Annotated in this window: 16 protein-coding genes; 13 read left to right on the forward strand and 3 right to left on the reverse strand. The window is 64.1% G+C overall.

The genetic code is table 11. The annotated features are described in order from the left end of the window. Positions 1-103: 103 nt before the first annotated feature. Both FMM79_RS17975 and FMM79_RS17980 read right to left on the reverse strand, forming a co-directional pair. Entirely contained in the window at positions 104-1,513 is a 1,410-nt protein-coding gene (locus FMM79_RS17975; RefSeq protein WP_148628818.1) for an aminomethyltransferase family protein, read from the reverse strand. A 53-nt stretch (positions 1,514-1,566) separates the two neighbouring features. Next, positions 1,567-2,325, reverse strand: coding sequence for an alpha/beta fold hydrolase (locus tag FMM79_RS17980; protein WP_148628819.1), 759 nt, complete (start codon positions 2,323-2,325; stop codon positions 1,567-1,569). Positions 2,326-2,400: 75 nt separating this feature from the next. Here FMM79_RS17980 and FMM79_RS17985 point away from each other — a divergent pair, with 75 nt between their 5' ends. The 6 genes from FMM79_RS17985 (at position 2,401) to FMM79_RS18010 (ending at position 6,798) form a co-directional block, all read left to right on the forward strand. Next, positions 2,401-3,270, forward strand: coding sequence for a methylenetetrahydrofolate reductase (locus FMM79_RS17985; protein ID WP_148628820.1), 870 nt, complete (start codon positions 2,401-2,403; stop codon positions 3,268-3,270). 104 nt (positions 3,271-3,374) lie between these two features. After that, on the forward strand, positions 3,375-4,232 hold the full coding sequence (gene purU, locus FMM79_RS17990) for a formyltetrahydrofolate deformylase (protein ID WP_148628821.1): 858 nt from the start codon (positions 3,375-3,377) through the stop codon (positions 4,230-4,232). A 4-nt stretch (positions 4,233-4,236) separates the two neighbouring features. Further along, positions 4,237-5,106, forward strand: a complete 870-nt coding sequence (locus FMM79_RS17995; protein ID WP_148628822.1) for a bifunctional 5,10-methylenetetrahydrofolate dehydrogenase/5,10-methenyltetrahydrofolate cyclohydrolase — start codon at positions 4,237-4,239, stop codon at positions 5,104-5,106. After that, a complete protein-coding gene (locus FMM79_RS18000; RefSeq protein ID WP_148628823.1) occupies positions 5,103-5,528 on the forward strand; it encodes a dihydroneopterin aldolase in 426 nt (141 codons plus the stop codon). The genes FMM79_RS17995 and FMM79_RS18000 overlap by 4 nt, the downstream gene beginning before the upstream one ends. Further along, a complete protein-coding gene (gene ligA / locus FMM79_RS18005) occupies positions 5,525-5,935 on the forward strand; it encodes a protocatechuate 4,5-dioxygenase subunit alpha (protein WP_148628824.1) in 411 nt (136 codons plus the stop codon). Before FMM79_RS18000 ends, ligA begins: the two co-directional genes overlap by 4 nt. Positions 5,936-5,952: 17 nt before the next feature. Next, a complete protein-coding gene (locus tag FMM79_RS18010) occupies positions 5,953-6,798 on the forward strand; it encodes a class III extradiol dioxygenase subunit beta (protein ID WP_148628825.1) in 846 nt (281 codons plus the stop codon). A 110-nt stretch (positions 6,799-6,908) separates the two neighbouring features. Here the strand turns inward: FMM79_RS18010 and FMM79_RS18015 are convergent, their stop codons facing one another. After that, a complete protein-coding gene (locus FMM79_RS18015) occupies positions 6,909-8,222 on the reverse strand; it encodes an MFS transporter (RefSeq protein WP_148628826.1) in 1,314 nt (437 codons plus the stop codon). Positions 8,223-8,412: 190 nt separating this feature from the next. Between FMM79_RS18015 and cyoA the strand changes: the two genes are divergently transcribed. Genes cyoA through FMM79_RS18050 form a run of 7 tightly spaced genes read left to right on the forward strand, consistent with a single transcriptional unit; the run spans position 8,413 to position 15,348 of the window. Beyond that, positions 8,413-9,678, forward strand: coding sequence for a ubiquinol oxidase subunit II (cyoA, locus tag FMM79_RS18020; RefSeq protein ID WP_148628827.1), 1,266 nt, complete (start codon positions 8,413-8,415; stop codon positions 9,676-9,678). Between the two features lie 4 nt (positions 9,679-9,682). Further along, positions 9,683-11,692: a cytochrome o ubiquinol oxidase subunit I gene (cyoB, locus tag FMM79_RS18025; RefSeq protein ID WP_148628828.1), complete on the forward strand. Its 2,010-nt coding sequence runs from the start codon at positions 9,683-9,685 to the stop codon at positions 11,690-11,692. Between the two features lie 27 nt (positions 11,693-11,719). Further along, positions 11,720-12,355, forward strand: a complete 636-nt coding sequence (gene cyoC, locus FMM79_RS18030; protein ID WP_148628997.1) for a cytochrome o ubiquinol oxidase subunit III — start codon at positions 11,720-11,722, stop codon at positions 12,353-12,355. Beyond that, the gene (gene cyoD, locus FMM79_RS18035) at positions 12,355-12,735 is read left to right on the forward strand and encodes a cytochrome o ubiquinol oxidase subunit IV (protein WP_162853559.1); all 381 of its coding nucleotides are present in this window, start codon (positions 12,355-12,357) and stop codon (positions 12,733-12,735) included. Before cyoC ends, cyoD begins: the two co-directional genes overlap by 1 nt. A 17-nt stretch (positions 12,736-12,752) precedes the next feature. After that, positions 12,753-13,490, forward strand: a complete 738-nt coding sequence (locus FMM79_RS18040; RefSeq protein ID WP_240339299.1) for an SURF1 family protein — start codon at positions 12,753-12,755, stop codon at positions 13,488-13,490. Continuing rightward, the gene (locus tag FMM79_RS18045; protein WP_371710956.1) at positions 13,460-14,785 is read left to right on the forward strand and encodes an ATP-binding protein; all 1,326 of its coding nucleotides are present in this window, start codon (positions 13,460-13,462) and stop codon (positions 14,783-14,785) included. The genes FMM79_RS18040 and FMM79_RS18045 overlap by 31 nt, the downstream gene beginning before the upstream one ends. Then, positions 14,782-15,348 carry a response regulator transcription factor gene (locus FMM79_RS18050; RefSeq protein WP_148628830.1) on the forward strand — a complete coding sequence of 189 codons (567 nt, stop codon included), beginning with the start codon at positions 14,782-14,784 and terminating at the stop codon, positions 15,346-15,348. The genes FMM79_RS18045 and FMM79_RS18050 overlap by 4 nt, the downstream gene beginning before the upstream one ends. Positions 15,349-15,667 lie beyond the last annotated feature (319 nt).

The following is a 15,667-nucleotide window of genomic DNA, read 5'->3' on the forward strand; positions in this document are numbered from 1 at the left end:
TCTCATTTGCCCCGCCACCTCAGCGCAGCGCCACGAACAAGGGGCCACCGGTGTCCCGGCAGCCCCTCCTCTCTCACACTCGCCAGAGTGTTCAGGTATTCGTTCAGGCCTTGGCCTTGGTGCGCCAGCCGTCGGCGTAGTTGTCGCGGGCGACTTCCGAATAGGGAACCGACGCGACGACCGCCTTGATCTGGGTCTGCTCGTGCGGCTCGACGGTGGGCTTGCGGGTGCCACCATCGGGCTCGCCCCAGACCAGCGTCACTTCGGTGCCCGGCTCGGCGATGCTTTCATCGACCATGGCGAGCGAGAGGAAACGGCCCTCGTTCTGGGTGTAACCGATCCAGGTCGAGATACCGGCCATCTTGCCATCGGCATCGAGCACCATGTCGTAGGGGTGCATCGCGTAGACCGCGCTCGGGTAGTCCATGTACTTGGCGCGCGGCGCGCCCTTGGTCAGCATCGAGGACTGGACGCGCATCACGTCTTCGTTGTCGAGCGCGAGCGTCACCTTCTTGCGCTTGGGCTGATCGACCATCTTCTCGAGCGCTTCGCGGCCAATGAAGTCATGATCGAACTTGACCATGATGCCATAGCCCAGCTCCCAGGGGTTGAGATAGTAGTCCTCGATGTTGTCCGAGACGAACGAGCCGCCCAGCGAGGTCATGCCCTCATAGCACTTGGCGCCGGCCCATTCGCGGAAGCCCTTGGAGCCTTCGCCGGTGTAGAGCGCGGGGAGCGGTGAGGGAATCCAGCCCGATTCCAGGGTGTTCGAGCTGTAGGTACGGCCGCCCGAGGGACGGATGCCGAATTCCTCACCCGCCGCCAGGAGCGCGGTGCGGACCTTGTCGTAGTCCTTCCAGGGACCGAACAGTTCGTAGCCCGGCTGACCGGCCATGCCGTGACGCAGCGCGCGCACTTCGACGCCGTCGATCATGACCGGCGCCATGTGGAAGAATTTCAGGTCGGGCGGGGTCTGGCCCATTGCCTTTTCCAGCGTCTTCATGGCGTTGGGCCCCTGAAGCTGGAAGCGGTAGTTGCGGCGGTAGCCCTGCTGGTCGGCGGGACGTGCCGCGGTGCGCTCGTCGCGCTCGACCGTCACGTTCCACTTGCCGGTCTGGGCCCAGTATTCGACCCATTCGATGGTCGGCGCGCGGCCGACGAGCTCAAAGGTCTCTTCCTCAAGGTAGAACAGGATGACGTCGCCGATAACGTAGCCTTCAGGGGTAACCGGCGCGAACTGCTTGGCACGGTTCGGCTTGAAGCCCTTGAAGCTGTTGGGCGCGAGATACGAGAGCATCTCGAAGGCGTCGGGGCCGGTAACGAGGAGGTCGACCATGTGGAAGCTCTGGTTAAAGAGCACCGCGGTCTCGGCCCAGGCGCGCTGTTCGTCGCGCCAGTTCGAGTATTCGCCCGGAACGCCTGGATAGACGTTGGGACCAGTCTGCTGGTTACGCAGGAACTCGACGATATCTCCCTTTTCGTCGAGCAGCTGCTGAAGGGTTTGTCCGGTCATGTCAGCTATGCCTTTCAGGTTGGTTGGTTGTTGTTTGGGTTCGTGTGTGAACTTCAGGCGGCCGATGGCGCGCCGACGCTGGCCTTGACCCAGCGGCGCAGCGCCGCGTTAAACGCATCGGGCGCCTCGGCCGGGGCCATGTGGCCGGCCTTGGGAATCACCGTCAGCGGGCACGGATCGGCCCAATGGGGGGCGATGGTGTCGGCAATGTCCTGGTGCTGCGATGGCGGCGCCCAGGCGTCGTCCTCACCCACCATCAGTGCGACCGGGCAGGTCAGCGCCCGCAGCACGTCCTCGACATCGGGACGATGAAGCAATGCCTCGATCTGCGCTTCGAAGACATCCTGCCCGGCGCGCAGGCACATCGTGCGCAGCGCCTGGTAGAGATCCTTGTCGTTGCGGCGATCAGGGCCGATCATCGGCGGCAGCCAGGTGTCGACAAGCGCTTCGAAGCCCTGATTGCGGCCAATGTCGCGCAGGGCATGGCGTTTGGCGGGCTCACCCTCGCGCACGGGATGAATGCCCGTGTCGGCAAGCGCCAGGCGCACGACGCGCGTGGGCGCCATGCGGCAAACCTCGAGCGCGACGCGCGCGCCCATCGAATGCCCGAACAGCGATACGCGCGGGGGAATACGGTCCAGCACGTAATCGGCCATGGCTTTCAGGCTGCTTGCCTCGCCATAAAAGCCATCAATTACCATTGCTTCGGGAAACGCGTCGAGTTGCGCGCCGAACATCCCCGAGTCGCACAACAGACCCGGCAGAATTACGAGCGCTTCGGCGCCCTCCTCATCCCATTTTTTCGTATCCATGAATTTTCATCTATACGAAACGAACGCGCTGCGCTAGAGGGTAATGCAACAAGACTGAGAAGGGAGAGAGAATCGGTGAGCACTCCGATCATCCATCCGAATTGGGCGCGTCCGGCCATCAACATGGTGGAAGGCTACTCGCTTGAAATGACCGCAAAGGACATCGCGTCGCTGCGCGAAGCCGCTCCCGGCATTGCGCCCGAGACCCCGATTGCCGTGACCTTCCTGCCCGGTGAAGCCTTCGAGGCCCGCATTGCTGCGGCCCGCCTCGTGCGCGAACTTGGCTTCGAGCCGATGCCGCACTTCTCGGCGCGCCGGATCGTCTCCGAAGACGAATTCCGCGAGTACCTGAAGGCGGTGACCAAGGAAGCGGGCGTGAAGCGATGCTTCGTCATCGCGGGCGACCCGTCCGAGCCCGAAGGTCCCTTCGCGGACAGCTCCACGCTGATCGCGACGGGCGCCTTCGAGGACGCTGGGATCACCGCCATCGGCATTGGCGGCCACCCCGAAGGCCACCCAAACATGTCGGACGAGGAATGCTGGAGCGTGCTCCAGACCAAGTGCGAGGAGATCGAGAAGCGCGGCATGGCTCCGCTGATCGTCACCCAGTTCGCCTTCGACGCCGGTGCCGTCCTGTCCTGGCTGGCCGAACTGCGCAAGCGTGGCCTCGCTGCGCCGGTCCGCCTTGGCATTCCGGGGCCTGCCGGCATCAAGACTCTGATGCGGTTTGCAGCGCGCTGCGGCGTGGGTGCCTCGGCCTCGGTGCTGACCAAGTACGGCATCTCGATCACCAAGCTGATCGGAACGGCAGGACCCGACAAGCTGGTCGACCAGATCGAAAAGGGCCTTACCGAAGAGCACGGCGCGGTGCGTCTGCACTTCTACCCCTTCGGCGGCCTCACCAAGACGGTGGGCTGGATCAACGACTACGCCAAGTCCCACTGATTTTCCGCCCGCCCCGCCCCCGCAGCGCGCGGGGACGGGACGGGTATACGCGTGCCCCGGCGCGCCAAGCAAAACAACAATATCTCTAGAGAGGAGTCCCACCCGTGAGCACGACCTATTCGTTGCGCCTGCAGTGCCAGGACAAGGCCGGCATCGTGGCCGCCGTTTCGGTATTCCTGGCCGAACGCGGGGGCAATATCGTCGACGCGCAGCAGTTCCACGACCAGCTTTCGGGCCGGTTCTTCATGCGCATCGAGTTCATTCCCGGCGAAGGCCAGACCGTCGAGGGCCTGACCAAGGGCTTCGCCGATACCGTTGCGACCGACGACATGGAGTGGGGCCTTCGCGACAACGCGGTGCCCAAGAAGGTGCTGCTGATGGTCTCCAAGTGGGACCACTGCCTGGGTGACCTTCTCTACCGCAACCGCATTGGTGAACTGGGCATGGAAGTGGTCGGCATTGTCTCCAACCACCCCAGGGAAGTGCTCCACACGTCCCTGATGAAGGGCCTGCCTTACCACCACCTGCCGATCACCAAGGACACCAAGCCCCAGCAGGAAGCGCAGATCAAAGAGGTCGTGAACGAGACCGGCGCCGAACTGATTGTGCTCGCGCGCTACATGCAGATCCTCTCGGACGATCTCGCCGCCTTCCTTTCGGGACGCTGCATCAACATCCACCACTCGTTCCTGCCCGGCTTCAAGGGCGCCAAGCCCTACCACCAGGCGTTCGACCGCGGCGTCAAGATGATCGGTGCGACCGCGCACTACGTCACCGCCGACCTCGACGAAGGCCCGATCATCCACCAAGACGTGGAGCGCGTGACCCACGCCGACATGCCCGAGGAACTGGTCCGCAAGGGGCGCGATATCGAGCGCCGCGTGCTGGCCGAAGCCGTGCGCCTGCACCTGGATGACCGCGTCTTCATGAACGGGGCCCGCACTGTCGTCTTCAAGGACTGACCAGATGGCGGACCGTATCGACGGCAAGGCCATGGCCCGGGCCATGATGGCCGAGACCACGGCCGCCGTGGCCGACCTCAAGGCGCGGGGGATCTCCCCCGCCCTCGCTGTCGTCCTCGTCGGCGCCGACCCGGCCAGCGAAGTCTATGTCGGGCGCAAGGTGCGCGAGTGCGAGAAAGCGGGCATCCGCTCGATCGAACACCGCCTCGCCACCGAAACCGGAGAGGACACGCTGATCGCGCTCATCGACGAGATGAACGCGGACAGCACCATCCACGGCATCCTCATCCAGCTGCCGCTGCCAGCCCACATCAACGCCAGCCGGGTCCTTGACCGGATCACACCGGGCAAGGACGTCGACGGCTTCCACCCGGTCAACGTCGGGCGCCTCTCGACCGGTACCGGCGGCCTTGTGCCCTGCACGCCGCTTGGCATCATGAAGCTGCTCGACTCGGTGATCGAGGACTACCGCGGCCTCGATGCCGTGGTGATCGGCAAATCGAACATCGTGGGCAAGCCCGTGGCTATGCTCCTCCTCGAACGCGAGGCGACCGTTACGGTCACCCACATCGAGACCAAGGGCCTGCCCGACATCGCACGCAAGGCCGACATCATCGTTGCCGCCGCAGGTGCCCCGCACCTGGTGCGCGGCTACTGGGTCAAGCAAGGTGCCGTCGTCATCGACGTGGGCATCACCCGCGTCACCGACCACGACGGCCACACCAAGATCGTGGGCGACTGCGCCACGCACGAGCTGGAACACGCCCGCGCGGTCACCCCCGTGCCCGGAGGCGTGGGTCCCATGACTATCGCCTGCCTCCTTGCCAACACGGTTAGCGCGGCGCGCGCCACTCTCGAAAGCGAACCGGCATGAACCAGATTGCTCCGCAAGGCTTTACCGGCATCACCACCCACGCGCTCACCATAGTACGGGTGCGCGACCTGGAACTTCTGGCCGATATCGGAATCAACCCTGATGAAGTGGGGCGGCGCCAGCCGCTCGTCCTCACCGTCGAGCTGGAACTGACCGGCACAGGCATCGCCGCGATCGACGAGACCGTCGACTACCGCCGGGTGGTCGCTGCGGCCGAAGCACTCGCGCTCGTCCACATTCCGCTGATCGAGACCTTCGGCCAGCGCCTCGCCGAAGAATGCCTCGGCTGGCCCTGCGTCCAGCAGGCGCGCGTCAGCATCGACAAGCCCTTTGCCCTCACCCGCGGCATGGCGGGCGTCGAGGTCATCATGACAAGACCGGTCCGCTTCCCCGGGCCCAATGGAGAGGAGACCCGCCCATGACCCGCGTCACCGACGTCGCGTCCTACCTGGCCGAATTCGACGACATTCCCGGCACCCGCGTGTTCATCGCGAAGCGCGCACGCGCCGGATACCATCTCAACCAGTTCGCGATGAGCCTGATGAAACCGGAGAACCGCGAACGCTTCAAGGCCGACGAGCGCGCCTATCTCGACGAGTGGCCGATGAGCGAGGAGCAGAAAGAAGCCCTGCTCGCGCGCGACTACAACCGCCTGCTCGACCTTGGTGGCAACGTCTACTTTCTCGCCAAGGTCTTCTCGACCGATGGCCTCTCCTTCGTCCAGGCGGTCTCGACCATGACCGGCATGAGCGTGGAAGAGTACCAGGCGATGATGGTCGGCGGTGGCCGCTCGCCCGAGGGCGCCCGCTCTATCAAAGACAAGACCTGACCCGAGGAGAGACCCCGATGGCCCGCATTACCGCCGGAATCGGCTGCAGCCACATACCCGTCCTGGGCTTTGCCCATGACCACAAGAAGACCCAGGAACCGATCTTCAAGCCCGCCTTCGACGGCTTCGACTGGACCCGCAAATGGATCAAAGCGGAGGCCAAGCCGGACGTCGTGATCTTGGTCTACAACGACCACGCCAGCTTTTTCGACATGAAGATCATCCCGACTTTCGCGATCGGCTGCGGCGAACGCTTCGGTATCTGCGACGAAGGTTTCGGCCCGCGTCCGGTGCCCGACGTCGAAGGCAGTCCGGATCTCGCCTGGCACATTGCCCAAAGTCTGATCCTCGACGAATTTGACATGACCATCGTCAACGAGATGGACGTCGATCATGGCCTGACCGTGCCGCTCACCATGATGTACGGCGATGTCCCCGAATGGCCGGTCAAGGTGATCCCGCTGGCGGTCAACGTCGTCACCTATCCGCCGCCGTCGGGCAATCGCTGCTGGGCGCTGGGCGAAGCCATCGCGCGCGCCGTCGCCAGCTTCCCCGAAGACCTCAACGTGCAGGTCTGGGGCACCGGCGGCATGAGCCACCAGCTGCAGGGTCCGCGCGCCGGCCTCATCAATGCGGAGTGGGACAACCGCTTCCTCGACAAGCTCACCGGCGACACTGACGAACTGCGCATGATCGAGCACGTCGAGTACCTGCGCGAAACCGGCTCGGAAGGCATCGAGATGGTCATGTGGCTGATCATGCGCGGCGCGCTCGGCAAGGCGACCAAGGCGCTGCATCGCCACTACCACGTACCCGTCTCCAACACCGCGCTGGGGCACATCGTGCTTGAGCCAACCCGCTGACGACACCCTCTCCTGACATACGAAAAGGCCCGGTCACGCCAATCGCATAACCGGGCCTTTTTTCATGCCTGTCGTGGGCGGCCTCCCCCGGAAGGGAGGCCGGGAGGCTCTTAGCGGCGGCTGGCGAGGCTGCGATTGAACCACAGCGCGATCAGCGTCGCAGCGGCGCCCGAGAAGAGGTAGGCGCCCGAGGCCATGAGGCCGAAGTTGGCCGAGAGCAGCAGCGCGACGAGCGGCGCGAAACCGGCACCGAAGAGCCAGGCAAGGTCGCTGGTCAGCGCCGAGCCGGTGTAGCGGTACTCGGTCGGGAACTCGGAGGAGACCACGCCCGAGGACTGGCCGAAGGCGAGGCCCAGGATGATGAAGCCGATGACCATGAAGAGGATCTCGCCCATCGCCCCCCCGTTCAGCAACATCGGTGCGAAGCCCGAGAACACGGCAATGGCGACCGCGCACGAACCGAGCAGCGTGCGGCGACCGAACTTGTCGGCAAGGTAGCCCGAAGCGAGCACGGCGACGACGCCGAAGGCCGCGGCCATCGCTTCGATGAGGAGGAAGCTGACCGGCGTGTCCGGGGTGAACAGGAACACCCAGGACAGCGGGAATACGGTGACCATATGGAACAGCGCGAAGCTCGCGAGCGGGGCAAAGGCACCTAGGACGATGGTCTTGCCGGCCTTGCTCAGGGTCGAGCCGATGCTGGTGGCCTGCAGGTCGCGCGAATTGAAGAGGTGCTGGAATTCCTCGGTGACCACGATGCGCAGACGCGCAAAGAGCGCAACGACGTTGATCGCGAAGGCCACGAAAAACGGGAAGCGCCAGCCGAAGGCGAGGAAGTCCTCGGCGGGAAGCGCCGTCACCATGTAGGCGAACAGCAGGCTGGCGACCATCAGACCGAAGGGCGCGCCAAGCTGCGGGATCATGGCGTACCAGCCCCGCTTTTCCTCAGGCGCGTTGAGCGCGAGGAGCGAGGCCAGACCGTCCCAGGTGCCGCCGAGCGCGAAACCCTGGCCCAGGCGCAGCACCGCCAGCGCCCAGATCGTACCCGAACCAACCGTTTCATAAGCGGGCAGGAAGGCGATGGCCGCGGTCGAACCGCCCAGCAGGAACAGCGCGATGGTGAGCTTGGTGCCGCGGCCATAGGCGCGGTCGATGGCCATGAAGAAGACCGAACCGAAGGGGCGTGCCACAAAGGCCAGCGCGAAGATCGCGAACGAGTAGATCGTGCCCGTCAGCGCATCCACGAAGGGGAAGAACAGCGAAGGGAACACCAGCACCGAGGCGATGCCGTAAACGAAGAAGTCGAAGAACTCCGAGGTACGGCCGATGATCACGCCGATCGCGATCTCGCCGGGCGAGGGTTCGTGGTGCCCCTTCAAGGCTGGGAGCCCCAGGGCTTCGCGGGTCGGACTAAGTGTGCTCATTGCAATACTGCGGCCTTCATCTGTCATGACTGGTGGGGTCCTATCGGACCGGCAGGCACGAATCATTTTTCAGGCGCCACGCGGAGCGCCCGGGTCGATACCTGTGGCCCTATCGTCATTGATACGCATCAAGTGGATTGGACAAAATGTCCTATGTTCGCTCCCGCAGCATAGTCCTAGGCGCAGCGCCATGCGCTCTCCAGAGTCCCGAACGATGCCGCGCCGTCCTGTAGCGCCGCCCCGAGCCCCAGCCACCCGCATTGCCGCCGCACTGGCGCTGACGGGTGCCCTTTCCGCCTGCAACACCGTCGTGCTTAAGCCGGCGGGTGACGTTGCGCAGCAGCAGGGGGACCTCGTTGTCATATCGACCCTCCTGATGCTGCTCATCATCGTCCCCGTCATTGCGCTCACGCTGTTCTTCGCGTTCAAGTACCGCGCGTCGAACAAGGAGGCGAACTATCAGCCCGACTGGGATCACTCGACCCAGCTCGAACTGGTCATCTGGGCCGCACCGCTGCTCATCATCATTTGCCTGGGCGCCCTCACCTGGGTGAGCACCCACCTTCTCGATCCCTATCGCACCATCGGGCGCATCGATGCCGAAACGCCGATCAGCGCGCAGGCCGAACCGCTCGAGGTCGACGTCGTCGCGCTCGACTGGAAGTGGCTGTTCATCTATCCCGAGCAGGGCGTGGCGACGGTCAACGAACTGGTCGTTCCCACAAACCGCCCGCTGCACTTCCGCATTACCGCATCGAGCGTGATGAACTCGTTCTACGTGCCCGCAATGGCCGGCCAGATCTATGCCATGCCCGGCATGGAGACCCGCCTCAACGCAGTCATGAACCGCACGGGTGACGATTTCATTGGTTTCTCGGCCAACTACTCGGGCGCTGGCTTCTCGGGCATGCGCTTCCCGGTCCGTTCGGTCGACGATGCAGGCTTCGCCGCTTGGGTCGCGGACGTGAAGAACGGCGGCGAAAAGGCCGCAGGCACGCTCGATGCGCCCAGGTACCTCGACCTCGAAAAGCCCAGCGAGAATGTTCCCGCAATGCACTTCGCGAACGTCGACGCCAAGCTTTACGGCCGCATCGTCGACATGTGCGTCGAGCCCGGCAAGATGTGTATGAGCGAGATGATGGCGATCGACGCGCGTGGCGGCCTGGGCAAGGCCGGCATCCACAACGTCGAGATGCTGACCTACGACAAGCACGGCCGCGAGGCCGCTCTCGATGCGACCCGCAACCCCGACGCCGCGCTCACCCGCGAGCTGGCCTGGGTGCGCGCCCTGTGTGAACAGGAAGCCGGTGCCGTCATCGACAACACCGTCGAGGCGCCCAAGGACAAGAACTCGCTGACCGGGTTCGGCCTCTCGGCCCCTCAGTCGCTCTCGCTGGCTGGCCAGAACGACCCCCAGAGCACGCCGGCTCGCCCCTCCAAGACTTCCCGGAACTAAGACCATGGCAATCGAAGCCGTAGATCATTCGCACTGGAGCCCGCTATTGGGCCGCCTGTGGTGGGACGCGATCCCACCCGACCCGATCGTGTGGGCCACTTTCGCAGGCGTGATGCTGGGCGGTATCGCCCTCGTCGCCGCCCTCACCTACTTCAGGGTCTGGGGCTATCTCTGGAAGGAGTGGTTCACCAGCGTGGACCACAAGAAAATCGGCATCATGTACATGGTGCTGGGCCTCATCATGTTCATCCGCGGCTTTGCCGACGCGATCATGATGCGCCTCCAGCAGGCGCTCGCTTTCGGGGGCAGCGAGGGCTACCTCAACGCCCACCACTTCGACCAGGTCTTCACCGCCCACGGCGTGATCATGATCTTCTTTGCGGCCATGCCGTTCGTGACCGGTTTCATGAACTACGTGGTTCCGCTCCAGATCGGCGCCCGCGACGTCAGCTTCCCGTTCCTGAACAACTTCAGCTTCTGGATGACGACTTCGGGCGCGGTCCTGATTATGGCCTCGCTGTTCATCGGTGAGTTCGGACAGACCGGCTGGCTGGCCTACCCCCCGCTCTCGGGCATCGCCTATAGCCCTTACGTGGGCGTCGACTACTGGATCTGGTCGCTCCAGATCGCAGGTGTCGGTACACTGCTCTCGGGCGTCAACCTGATCTGCACCATCGTCAAGATGCGCGCGCCGGGCATGAACATGATGAAGATGCCGATCTTCACCTGGACCGCCCTTTGCACCAACATCCTGATCGTGGCCGCCTTCCCGGTTCTGACCGCGGTTCTGACGATGCTGTCCATGGACCGTTACCTGGGCTTCAACTTCTTCACCAACGATCTTGGCGGCAGCGCCATGATGTACGTGAACCTGATCTGGATCTGGGGTCACCCCGAGGTATACATCCTGATCCTGCCGATCTTCGGCGTATTCTCGGAAATCACCGCCACCTTCTGCGGCAAGCGCCTTTTCGGCTACACCTCAATGGTCTACGCCACGATGGTCATCACCATTCTGTCGTACATCGTGTGGCTGCACCACTTCTTTACGATGGGTTCGGGCGCGAGCGTCAACTCGTTCTTCGGCATCACCACCATGGTGATCTCGATCCCGACCGGTGCAAAGCTGTTCAACTGGCTCTTCACGATGTACCGCGGTCGCATCCGCTTCGAACTGCCCATGATGTGGACGGTTGCCTTCATGGTCACCTTCACCATCGGCGGCATGACCGGCGTGCTGCTCGCCGTTCCCCCAGCGGACTTCGTCCTCCACAACTCGCTGTTCCTGATCGCCCACTTCCACAACGTGATCATCGGCGGCGTCGTCTTCGGTGTCTTTGCCGGCATCAACTTCTGGTGGCCCAAGGCCTTTGGCTTCAAGCTCCATGAAGGTCTCGGCAAGATCTCGTTCTGGTGCTGGGTTGTCGGCTTCTACCTTGCCTTCATGCCGCTCTATGTGCTCGGCCTGATGGGCGTCACCCGCCGCATGCGGGTGTTCGACGATCCCAACCTGCAGATCTGGTTCGTCGTGGCCGCCATCGGCGCCGCGGTGATCGCAGCGGGCATCGGCGCCTTCGTCCTCCAGGTCGCCTTCTCGATCTGGAAGCGCAAGGAACTGGCCTGTGACGGCGACCCTTGGGGTGGCCGCACGCTCGAATGGTCGACTACCTCGCCCCCGCCGCACTACAACTTCGCGTTCACCCCGGTCATTCACGACATCGATGCCTGGGAAGACATGAAGCGCTGCGACGTGGCAGCCCCCAAGTCGGGCTTCTTGGACATCCACATGCCCAAGAACACCGGCACCGGCATCATCCTGGGCGGGATCGCCACGGTCTTCGGCTTTGCCATGATCTGGCAGATCTGGTGGCTTGCCGCGATCACCTTCGTGGGCATGATCGGCTATTCGATCGCCCATACCTTCAACTATAACCGCGACTATTACATCCCTGCCGATGAAGTCGCGGAAACCGAAGCGGCGGCTCATGGCCAGCCCCTGCCCGCAGGAGCCTGAACCATGACCGCCACGACACGGGACACCATGACCAACTCCACCGCGACCGCGGCAAGCCCTGAAGCGCGCACCGCCGCCTTCTACGAGCTGGAGCCGCACCACCATCCCGAAGGCGCCAGCACCATGCTGGGCTTCTGGATCTACCTGATGAGCGACTGCCTCATCTTCGCGATGCTCTTTGCAGCCTACGGCGTTCTCGGCGGCAACTTTGCCGCCGGGCCCGGCCCCAAGGACCTGTTCGAGCTGCCGCTCATCGCGGTGAACACCGCGATGCTGCTGTTCTCCTCGATCACCTACGGCTTCGCGATGCTGGTGATGGAAAAGGGCAAGGTCCGCGCGACACAAGGGTGGCTGCTGGTCACCGCCGTTTTTGGCGCCTCGTTCCTCGCCATCGAACTCTACGAGTTCTCGCACCTGATCCATGAAGGCGCTGGCCCCTGGCGCTCGGGCTTCCTCACCGCGTTCTTCTCGCTGGTGGGCACCCACGGCCTGCACGTCACCTTCGGCCTGATCTGGCTGTTCACGCTTGTCGTGCAGCTTTCGAAGAAGGGCCTGACCCCGGCCAACCAACGCCGTCTGCAGTGCCTCTCGCTGTTCTGGCACTTCCTCGACGTCATCTGGATCGGCGTCTTCACCTTCGTCTACCTGATGGGAATGCTGTGATGAGCGACCACTCCACCCCCCACGCGGAAGATCACCACGACGATCACGGTGCCGGCCACGGCACCATGCGCGACTACGTGATCGGCTTCCTGCTTTCGGTCATCCTTACCGCCATTCCCTTCTGGCTGGTGATGACCAACGCGATTGCCGACAAGGCGACCACCGCCATCGTCATCATGGCCTTCGCGATCGTGCAGATCGTCGTTCACATGATCTACTTCCTGCACATGAACACCAAGTCCAACAACGGCTGGACGGTCATGGCCCTGATCTTCACGATCATCATCGTGGTCATTGCCCTCTCCGGCTCGCTGTGGGTCATGCATCACCTCAACACCAACATGATGCCGATGCCCCACGACATGGGACAGCTGCCCTGACCTGGCCTGTGGCCGACATGGACACGCAGAAAGAAGCGCGGCGGCCCTGGGGGCTTGCCGCGTTTCTCCTTCTGGCGGCAGTCCTCTTCCTTGCGCTGGGCATCTGGCAGGTTCAGCGCATGCACTGGAAGCATGACCTGATCGACCGGGTGAATGCACGTGTCACCGCCGCGCCCGTCACGCTTCCCACCCCCGATGCGCTCAGCAAAATGCACAAGGATTCCTACGAATACTTGCGCGTCGAGATCGCCGGGCAGTATCGGCCCGCCGCCACCGCCCTCGTGCGCGCGGCCACGGCCCTTGGCACCGGTTACTGGACGATGACTCTCCTTGAAACCGGGGAGGGTCGCAAGGTCTGGGTCAACCGGGGCTACCTGCCCTCGGGCACGGATCTTGCCACCGCCCGCGCCAGCGCGCCGGACGGCCCCGTCCGCGTCATCGGCCTCGTGCGCCTCTCCGAACCCGGCGGCAGCCTCCTGCAATCGAACCGCCCCGCCGACGAGCGCTGGTACTCGCGCGACCTCGCAGCGCTTTCGGCGGCCCGCGGAGCAGGCCGCAGCGAACCGGTCTTCATCGACGTCCAGGAAGAAAAGGCCAACCGTCCTGCCAAGGGCGAGATGCCCGTTTCCGGCCTCACCGTCATCAACTTTCCGGACAACCACCTCGTCTACGCGCTGACCTGGTTTGCGCTTTGCGCACTTTCGCTTTTCGGAATTTTTCTTGCATGGAGCCGCACAGGCCGCTCATTGGCCTGATGCACCTCATGGCCCCGCCCCCCGCGACCCGCTCGGAAAGCTGGCGCAACGTCTACCTGCTGATGCAGCTGCGCTGGATCGCGGTGATCGGCCAGCTTGTGACGATCGTGGGGGTGGCCCAGCTTTTCGCGGTGCGCCTGCCGCTGGGCCCCCTCTTGCTGGCGCCGTTGTTCCTGATCGTCCTCAACTTCACGATCGCAGGCGTCCTCGCGCGGCGTACCAGCTTCCCCCAGCCCGAGCTGTTCTCCGCCCTCCTTATCGATGTGGGCGTACTCACCTGGCAGCTGTACCACTCGGGCGGCGCGACCAACCCCTTCACCTTCCTGTTCCTGCTGCAGATCGTGATCGGCGCGGTCATCTTGGAGAAGCAGTGGAGCTGGGCCATCGCGGCCATCGCAAGCCTCGCCGTCTTTGCTCTCACCTTCGTCTACATCCCACTCGAACTGCCCGCCGAGCACCTCGACAACCCCTTCGGACTCTACCTCCTGGGCAGCCTGTTCTGCTTCATCCTGACCGCCGTGCTGCTGGTCGTTTTCGTGATCCGGCTCGACCGCAACCGCCGCGAGAGCGCAGGCGCGCTCGCCGAGCTCCAGCAGCAGGCGGTCGAGGAAGACCACATCATCCGCATGGGCCTGCTCGCCTCGGGCGCCGCGCATGAACTGGGCACGCCCCTCTCGCTGCTCTCGGTCGTGCTCGGGGACTGGGCCCGCCTGCCCCGCATCGCCGACGATCCGGAGCTGAACGAGGACCTCACCGCCATGCGCACCGAGCTCGAACGCTGCAAGACCATCGTCGGCGGCATCCTCATGTCGGCGGGCGAGATGCGCGGCGTGAACCCGGCCGTCACCACCGTGCGCGCCTTTTTCGAGGACCTTCTCGCGGAATGGGACGCGCGCCGGGAGGGCGAACTGCGCTTCCTCGACGAAATCGGCGAGGACATCGTGATCGTCGCCGATCCAGGGCTGCGCCAGGTCATCGGCAACGTCATCGACAACGCGCAGGAGGTATCGCCCGAACTCGTCGTGCTGGCGCTCGAACGCCGCGGCGAGGACATCCTCGTCACCGTGACCGACCGGGGCCCGGGCTTCACGCCCGAGATGCTGGCGCGGGTCGGCCAGCCCTATTCCTCGACCAAGGGGCGTCCGGGCGGTGGCCTTGGGCTGTTCCTTGTCGTAAACGTGGTGCGCAAGCTTGGCGGACAGGTTCAGGTCGCGAACCTGGAAGCGGGCGGCGCCCGTGTTCGCCTGATCCTGCCCCTTGCCGCGCTTGCCTACACCAAGGACGACACGCCATGACCACCTTGCCCGAAGACGGGCCAGCCCGCACAGAGGCCCCTACTCCCAGCCTGCTTATCGTCGAGGACGATCCGGCGTTTTCGCGCACGCTGGCACGCTCGTTCGAACGTCGCGGCTACCGTGTGGCCAGCGCCGCGAGCGCCCAGGAGGCCGCCGAGCTCGCCCGCACCGAGCACTTCGCCTACGCGGTCGTCGACCTCAAGCTGGGCACCGATTCCGGCCTCACCGTGGTGCAGGATCTGCACGAGCACGATCCGGACACGCACATCGTCGTCCTCACCGGCTTTGCCAGCATCGCCACCGCCGTGGAGGCGATTAAGCTCGGCGCCTCGCACTACCTCGCCAAGCCCAGCAATTCCGACGACATCGAGGCCGCCTTCGCCAGCAAGCAGGGCGACGCCAGCATCCCGGTCGAGGGGCGCAAGACCTCGATCAAGACGCTGGAATGGGAATATATCCACCAGACCCTGGTGGAATGCGATTTCAACATATCCGAAGCCGCCCGCCGCCTCGGCCTTCATCGCCGTACTCTCGCCCGCAAGTTGGAGAAGCGCCAGCTGTAGCGCAGGTATCAGGCAGGAGAGGAAGCTCCCAAGTGCCGCTGTGGGAGGTTCCACGCCAGAGAAGGGCCCAGCCGGACGTTCACCTTGCACATCCCGTTCGGAATCTGGGCCAAGGTCAGAAAACGGGACCGAGAACCCTCGTCCTCGGGCTCCCTTAACTGCCCAGCGCACATTTTCCACGCCACCTTGTCCAGGAATGGTGAGGACGCCCATTAAGGGGGCAAGGAGCGACAGGCCCTTGTAAGGATGAGTGCGCGCCTTCCACTTTGTCCGACTCGTGATCCGCCAGCTCAGAGGACGCAATCAGGCTGTATGCCTT

Source organism: Novosphingobium sp. BW1, assembly GCF_008107685.1.
Taxonomy (GTDB): domain Bacteria; phylum Pseudomonadota; class Alphaproteobacteria; order Sphingomonadales; family Sphingomonadaceae; genus Novosphingobium.